The organism is Helicobacter sp., assembly GCF_014799995.1.
GTDB lineage: Bacteria > Campylobacterota > Campylobacteria > Campylobacterales > Helicobacteraceae > Helicobacter_D.
Window position 1 is genome coordinate 36,554 of record NZ_JAAVGY010000035.1, and the last position, 7,147, is coordinate 43,700.

Annotated in this window: 8 protein-coding genes; 3 read left to right on the forward strand and 5 right to left on the reverse strand. The window is 30.7% G+C overall.

What is annotated here, in order from left to right; all coding sequences use genetic code 11:
* The 4 genes from HDT10_RS04975 to HDT10_RS04990 form a co-directional block, all read right to left on the reverse strand.
* Positions 1 to 393 carry a type VI secretion system baseplate subunit TssE gene (locus HDT10_RS04975; RefSeq protein ID WP_290880688.1) on the reverse strand — a complete coding sequence of 131 codons (393 nt, stop codon included), beginning with the start codon at positions 391 to 393 and terminating at the stop codon, positions 1 to 3.
* On the reverse strand, positions 393 to 1,859 hold the full coding sequence (tssC, locus tag HDT10_RS04980; protein ID WP_363315861.1) for a type VI secretion system contractile sheath large subunit: 1,467 nt from the start codon (positions 1,857 to 1,859) through the stop codon (positions 393 to 395). The genes HDT10_RS04975 and tssC overlap by 1 nt, the downstream gene beginning before the upstream one ends.
* Before the next feature lie 6 nt (positions 1,860 to 1,865).
* Entirely contained in the window at positions 1,866 to 2,351 is a 486-nt protein-coding gene (gene tssB / locus HDT10_RS04985) for a type VI secretion system contractile sheath small subunit (protein ID WP_290880694.1), read from the reverse strand.
* A gap of 61 nt (positions 2,352 to 2,412) precedes the next feature.
* The gene (locus HDT10_RS04990) at positions 2,413 to 3,702 is read right to left on the reverse strand and encodes a type VI secretion system domain-containing protein (protein ID WP_290880696.1); all 1,290 of its coding nucleotides are present in this window, start codon (positions 3,700 to 3,702) and stop codon (positions 2,413 to 2,415) included.
* A 118-nt stretch (positions 3,703 to 3,820) separates the two neighbouring features.
* Here HDT10_RS04990 and tssJ point away from each other — a divergent pair, with 118 nt between their 5' ends.
* Genes tssJ through icmH form a run of 3 tightly spaced genes read left to right on the forward strand, consistent with a single transcriptional unit; the run spans position 3,821 to position 6,475 of the window.
* Positions 3,821 to 4,273, forward strand: a complete 453-nt coding sequence (gene tssJ / locus HDT10_RS04995; RefSeq protein ID WP_290880698.1) for a type VI secretion system lipoprotein TssJ — start codon at positions 3,821 to 3,823, stop codon at positions 4,271 to 4,273.
* A gap of 21 nt (positions 4,274 to 4,294) precedes the next feature.
* Entirely contained in the window at positions 4,295 to 5,689 is a 1,395-nt protein-coding gene (tssK, locus tag HDT10_RS05000; RefSeq protein ID WP_290880700.1) for a type VI secretion system baseplate subunit TssK, read from the forward strand.
* A gap of 3 nt (positions 5,690 to 5,692) precedes the next feature.
* Positions 5,693 to 6,475 (forward strand): type IVB secretion system protein IcmH/DotU, encoded by a 783-nt coding sequence (icmH, locus tag HDT10_RS05005; protein WP_290880703.1) that lies wholly within the window; start codon positions 5,693 to 5,695, stop codon positions 6,473 to 6,475.
* 317 nt (positions 6,476 to 6,792) lie between these two features.
* Here the strand turns inward: icmH and HDT10_RS05010 are convergent.
* Positions 6,793 to 7,147 (reverse strand): hypothetical protein (locus HDT10_RS05010; RefSeq protein WP_290880704.1); only part of this gene is annotated, 355 nt, incomplete at its 5' end.

The following is a 7,147-nucleotide window of genomic DNA, read 5'->3' on the forward strand; positions in this document are numbered from 1 at the left end:
TTAGACAACTTCGCAGTATCTGTTGTTGTTAAAAATGATTTCCAAACTAAATTCTTGGAATCTGTCTTCGCAAAGAAAACATTGCAGCATAAAAGTTAAACGCCATGGGCTTAGAGAATTATCAAAGCTTATGGAGATAATTTTAACACGTTGTTCATATTTTTCAATGATAGAAATAATTTCTTTTGCCATTGTGGAACATAAATCACTAGAATTTAGATTAAGTTCAGCCAAACTAGAAACATTTACATCTTTCAAGGTCAGGCAATCATCTAATCTGGTATTCAATAAAAGACAAATATTGTCTTTTATGTCTTTATACATATCGTTACAAAAAGAAACATTTTGATATTGATCATCTAATGTAAAGATTACCTTATCTAGTAGAGACATTATTCTTTATCAAGCTTACCAACGAGCGAGAGTTCAAAATTTCCACCCATATATTTAAAATGGGGACGAACACTAAGTCCAATTTTATACCAACCAGCTTCACCCGGGATATTCTCTACCTGCACTCTTGCTCCTCTAAAAGGTCTCCGACTTCTTACTTCAGCAGGAGGATTCTCTTGATCAGAAATATATTGTCTTACCCATTCATTAAGTCCATTTTCAACATCACTTCTCTCTTTCCAGCTACCAATTTCCTCTCTTTGCAATACCTTAAGATAATGAGCTAATCTTGAGATAAGAAATAGATAAGGCAATTGTGTGCCTAAGCGATAATTTGTTTCTGCTTCCTTGCCTTCAGGTGTGTTTGGGAATGTTTTTGGCTTTAGAGCGGAATTGGCGGAAAAGAAAGCAGCATTATTAGTATCTCTACGTAATGTTAGAGTGATAAAACCTTCCTCTGCAAGCTCATACTCTCTCCTATCCGTAATTAAAACTTCCGTTGGAATCTTAGATTGCATTGTCCCAAAACTCTCATAAAGGTAGGTTGGTAAATCTTTTACACTACCACCACTTTTGGGTCCTATGATACTTCCACACCATCTATATTTTGCAAAACTTTCTGTAAGTCTTGTAGCAAAAGCAAAGGCGGAATTTCCCCATAACAAATGATTGTGCGAAGCATGAACATCTTCTTTGTAATTAAAACTCTTAATAGGGTTTTCATTAGGATCGTAAGGACTTCTTGTTAAGAATCTTGTTACCATAAGCCCAGCATATTTAGCATCTTCGTTCTCTCTAAAGGTTCTCCATCTAGTGTATTGAGGACCTTCTAGCATACTCTTTAAATCTTGAATATTTGCAAGTTCTGAATAATTTTCTAAACTAAAGAATTTAGGGCTACACGAGGTTAAAAAAGGAGCATGACTCATTGCAGCAATGCTAGACATTTTATTTAAAAAAGTCATATCAGGACTTGCAGCAGTGATTTGATAATCTCCGATAACAGCCCCAACGGGTTCTCCACCAAATTGACCGTATTCGGCAGAGTAGATATTTTTATAAATAACACTTTGTGTAATATCGGGATTATTTTCAAAATCTTCTAAAATTTCCTCTTTTGTAACATTAAAAAGATTGATTTTAATATTCTCATTGAAATCTGTCCTACTTACTAGGAAATGTAACCCTCTCCAAGTTGATTCTAATTGCTGTAAATTTTCATTATGCAATATTTCATCCATTTGCTTGGAAATTAAATCATCTATGTGTGCAATCATTTCATCAAGAGCAAATTTATTAATCTTATCTTCTACATTATCACTTTTGACAATCTGAGAGATAAATTCAGCAACTCCGCGTTTAGCAATGCTATAACTTTCTTCATTGGTAGCATATTTACTTTTTTCCATAATGCTTTCTATAATAGGCGTGCTGGGTGTACTGGTTTTTTTATCTGCCATACTCATTCTCCTTTATTCTCCATCCTCTTGTTTGATTTCTAGAAGCAATTTTTCTCTAGTATCTTTATTTTTTAATGCCTCTAATACAGCTTTCCTAAAGTTTGGAATATTGCCCATCGGACCTTTTAATGCCATTAAAGCTTCTCTTAATTGTAGAAGTTTCTTTAACTCTGGAATCTGCTGTGCAATGTTATCAGGCGAAAAATCTTTAATACTAATAATATTAAGATTAACTTCTAATTCCTCTGCTTCATTATTTAAAGTATTCTTTACACTAAAACTTGTGTTAATATTTAACTTTTTCATAACTTGATTAAAATTAAGTTTATTAATCTGCAACACTTCTCTTTCTTCAATGGGTTGCTCACTATCACCGCCTGTAAGATTCGATAATACCATTAGTTTTAAAGGTAACTCAACCTCACCATTTTGTCCATTTGTTTTTGCCTTATATGTTATATTAATGCGCTCTTTAGGAGAACTTGAACCATCTGACATCTTTTAGCCTCTCTTGATTTTATGAATTATTTATGAATTCAAAAACTTTTAAGAGTATAAACTAAATTTTATTAATTCTACCTTGAATGAATAAATAATATTCCTCCAAATAATCTTTTAAAAGCGTATTTTCTAACTTTTCTTTTAAGTGTAGGTAAATAATCTTTGCGTTTTGCTCCATTCCTTTCTCATCAAATAGTTTTGCCATTTCAATCAACGCATTGATATTTGAAAACAAAGAATCACTGGAATTTTCTTTATCAATATTTAAAAATGCCTCTTCAAGATTTTTTGCTTTAGAGTGAATTTTGGGTTTTGAAAATTCTTGCAAACTATCAATATCTTCATTTTTTGAGAAATAGTTAAATACGGAGACATCGCACAAAAATTCTCCATTTTCAAATTTCAATTTTGTTATTTCTTGAAATTTGTTTAAGAAATTATTGACGAAAATTGTAAATATTTTGCAAACACTATCCCTTTTTTGTGATATTAATAATTTGTGAAAAAGTTGTAGCCCTTCAAACCAAAAAGGATTCAGCACTAAATTTTTAATAAAGTTTTGAATCCGTATAAGTTCGCTAGTATTTTCTTTCGGATTTTGCAACAAACCAATCAAGCTACTATCTGGGGATCTTATCTGCGTGATACTCTCCGTGTGAAGTGGCACTTTTTTTATTTTTCCCCACATAGCTTCAAAGAAGAAAGTATATGCGTTAATGTCATTTAAGTCATTATTTAATAAATTCAAACTAAGATTCAGGTAAAACTCTCTATATTCTCTATCATTGACAACATTTAAATCTGTAAGCTTGCTGGGCATTGTGCTACTGCTTGTATGAGTGTTAAGCAGAGATTCTTTGTTTGTGTTGGACGCAGAAATATCTTGTGCTATTTCAAGAGGGTTAAATTTATGATTAATGATACTACCAATACCCATTATGTTTTCATTGATCTCGGTTAATATCTGCTTTGGAATCAATAATCCCGAGCGATTAGCTTCCACAACAAAAAGTGTGATGGCATCTTTAATCTTTCTTTTTTGAGTGTTTAATATTTTTTTATCTAAAGATTGTGGGCTATCTTTTAAAAAACCTTTTAAAAATCCTAGTAAATAAGAAAGCTCAACAAAACAATCCTCTTTATTGAGATTAATACAAGATAAAATGAAATAGTTACATATTTTCGCTTCTGTTGAAGTGTTTTTTAAAATATCAAGTGAGTATTTATAGACCATATCCCAGTTAATATTTTCGTGGTTGAGAGTTTTATACTTTGACATTTCATCTTCTAAAATATTAAAACTTTCTAAATGGGATAAGTCTTTTGATAAAGAATTAGAATAAGTCATTTATCAAATCTCCATAAAAATCTATAAACTCTAGCGTTTATTATTAACTTTAGTAAAAATTTATGATATACTATTCTATAGAATAGAGCTTTAAAAAATTATTAATAAGGGAATTGGTATGTTTTATAGACATATATTGTTTTTGCTAGTGATATTAGTTTTTTTTGCGTGTTCAAGCAGTAAGGTTGATATTAAGATTAATAATCACGAAAAATCAAATCTTAATAACAGACAAGATGATGTGCCTTTAACTATTATTGTATATCAGCTAAAGGATATAAAAAAATTTGAACAAGCAAGTGATATTGACTTATTTGCAAGGGGAGATGGTGTTTTAGGCAAAGACAAAATAGATTCAATAAAAATGCAAATTGCGCCCAAAGACAATATTATAGCAGTTAATGTTGAAGATGAAGAAGTCCCTTATATCTGCATTTTGGCATTTTTTGCAAATAATGACAAAAAAACAACTAAAGCGTGTGCCAAAACAAGCGAAGCAAGTGGATTTTGGTTTAGAGACAAGCAACTAGAATTTACAATTGCACAAGATGGTATTCGTTATATTCAATAAGTTTTACAGGGCAAATATATTATGGCGGATAAATTAAAAGTTGCTTGGTATGATGGCTTAAATGTAAGTTCAGTTCATTTTGAACAACAAGAAAGATTTTTACAAAGGGCGATTGATTCTAAAACAATAGAGGTGTTTAGCAATTTGTATGGAATCACAACGCTTGAATTTTCTAAAGAAATGCTAATTCAAGGCAAAATTGCCATCACTAGAGTTGAAGGAATTGCGCAAGACGGAAGTATTTTTAGCGCACCCGAACAAGACCTTTTGCCAGAACCCTTAGAAATACACTATGATTCATTGGCTAATTCGGTAATTACCTTAAAGATTCCTTTGGGCATTGCAACGATTGCGGATATTGCGTTGAGAAATAATCTTCCTAATACCAAATATATTGCATTAAGAAGTGCCATAAATTCGAGAAACTATGATGATGAAAGCAATGAAATCTTGAGGCAAATTGGCGATGAATACGAAAGTGATAATATTGCCTTTACGCAAGAAAAAACTAGTATAGCACTTGCAAGTTTAAGATTAAGACTTGGAATCCTAAACAATGCTGCGCCAGATGAGCTAGAAATACCGATTGCAAAAATCAAGAGCATTGATGTAAATAAAAAAATTGATTTAGAAGAAGAATTTATCCCCACTTGTTTAAATATTTCCAAAATACCCATTATCAAGTCGTTTTTAGAGGAGAATATCCATTCTATTAAACAACATAAAAATACTTTAACTAATATCTTTAAAGGAATTGACCAAACAAAAAATACACTTGATTTTAGCACTTATGTGTCATTGAATCTTTTAAAGAAATGGTATTTGATTTTTTCTTATTTAATCAATAAAGACAAACTGCATCCCGAGTTTTTATATGAAAAGTTAATAGAATTTCAAGGAGATCTTAGTGCATTCAATGAGGACGATACATTTTTAGAATTTATTAAATATAATCATGACAATCTTAATGAAACTTTCTTGCCTTTAATGAATAACATTAGAATACTATTCTCAAGAATCACTAGCCCAAGATATACTATGGCAAGGTTAATCAGTAGCAAAAATGGTTTTTATGATTTCTTGTTTGATAACCCAAGTATTTTACAAGAAGCTGAAATATATCTTGCCGTCAATGCAGATGTGAATCACGAATATCTTTTGCAAAATTTCAAAACACAAAGCAAAATCCACACACAAAGCAAGATAAAAGACATAGTAGCTACACAACTTAGGGGGTTGAATTTGGAACAAATTTCAAATATTCCCAATGCGATTCCTTATTTAAGTGGTTATATTTATTATAGATTTAACAAGAGAGATGAAGTGTTTGCAGACTTTAAAGGGGAAAATATCGTAAGTATTTATATTACAAACAATATTAAAAGTCCCGATATTAAAATATGGGCGGTGTTTTAAAATATGGAGGAGAGTAATTTAAATAAAATAGAGCCTAGCTTATTTTTAAATCGTGGATTTTGCGGGCTTTTGAGCAATAAAGTTTTAGACCACAACTTAGAGTTGCTTTTATTATCGTCTAGGCTTTCTAAAATAGATACTTTGGAGACAAGCAAAATAGAAGCAATTAAAGAAAAAATGGTCAATGACATACTAGCAATCAGCTCCAAACTAAGCACTTATAAGGAATATGAAGAAAAGGATATAGTAAAGCTAAGATATTGTTTATGTGTTTTTATGGATGAAATTATTATGAAAAATGAGCTTTTTATGAATAGTTCTTGGGCTCATAGCACATTAACCGTAAGGCTTTTTGACGAAACATTGGGTGGGGATAATTTTTACGATATAGCATTATCTTGGTTAAATAACCCTGCAAAAAACAAGGATTTTTTAGAGTTTGTCTATGCTTGTCTTGTGTTAGGGTATAAAGGCAAATATTCAAGCAGTAAGGATGTCAATGAAAGAATCTCTTTATTGTGCGAAAATATTGCATCTGCAATTACACCTCTTTTAAATACAGACGAAAATATTGCCTTTAGTAAAACTTATGATATTGATTCTAAAGAAACACTAGGAAGTAAATTCCAAAGGCTGTATTTCAAAAAAATGCTTATCATATTGCCTTTATTAATCGTTGTCTTAATCTTTTCATATTTACTTCTTGATTTGGAAACAAATAATATAAGAGTTGAAAATAAAATAGAAAAAATGATTGAGGGTTTTACCAACAAGCAGGAAAATTAAGCGAATTGCAAGAGTCAATCAATCTTGCGTAAAGATTCTTTTGTCAATGGCAAAAAGGGAATAGATACTATTTTCTAAGTCTTGTAAGATTGTGATTCTGCTTTGTAGATTTAATCTATATCGTGTTTATTGATTCTATTCTTTGTGTTAGACTTTTTACTTCCGTCTTAAATTTATCAAGTGAAATTGTTGTTTTTTAAAAGAATTTTCAAGCTCCATTAAAAGCTATTCTATTTATATAAAACGCTATTTTAAATCAAAGTTTTTTCATTTTATTTCAAAGCACTTTGATTTAAAATAGCGTTTTATATTTACTATCAAAAGGAGTGATATAATACTCCCCCCTCAGGTATTGGTCCTTTGTCTTTTAACATTTGTCTTTCCTTTTCATAAGTAAAATAATATTTATTATTTATCTTTTCTGCTCTGCCACTTACCGCTTGAAAGGAGATTCTTTGCACTTCTTTGTCATCTTTATTGATAATAATTGTTAAAAGTTTGCCATTGAAATGCAAGGAGATAATACCCTCACTCCTCTTTGCTTCCTTTTTATCCTTTTTACTTTCTTCCTCTTTCTTTATTCCCTCCCATTGTATTCTTTCATATTCTATCTTATCAAGAGGATTGGCTTTTAGTTTCATAGGAGAGAATTGAATTGTATTCTTTTTAGGA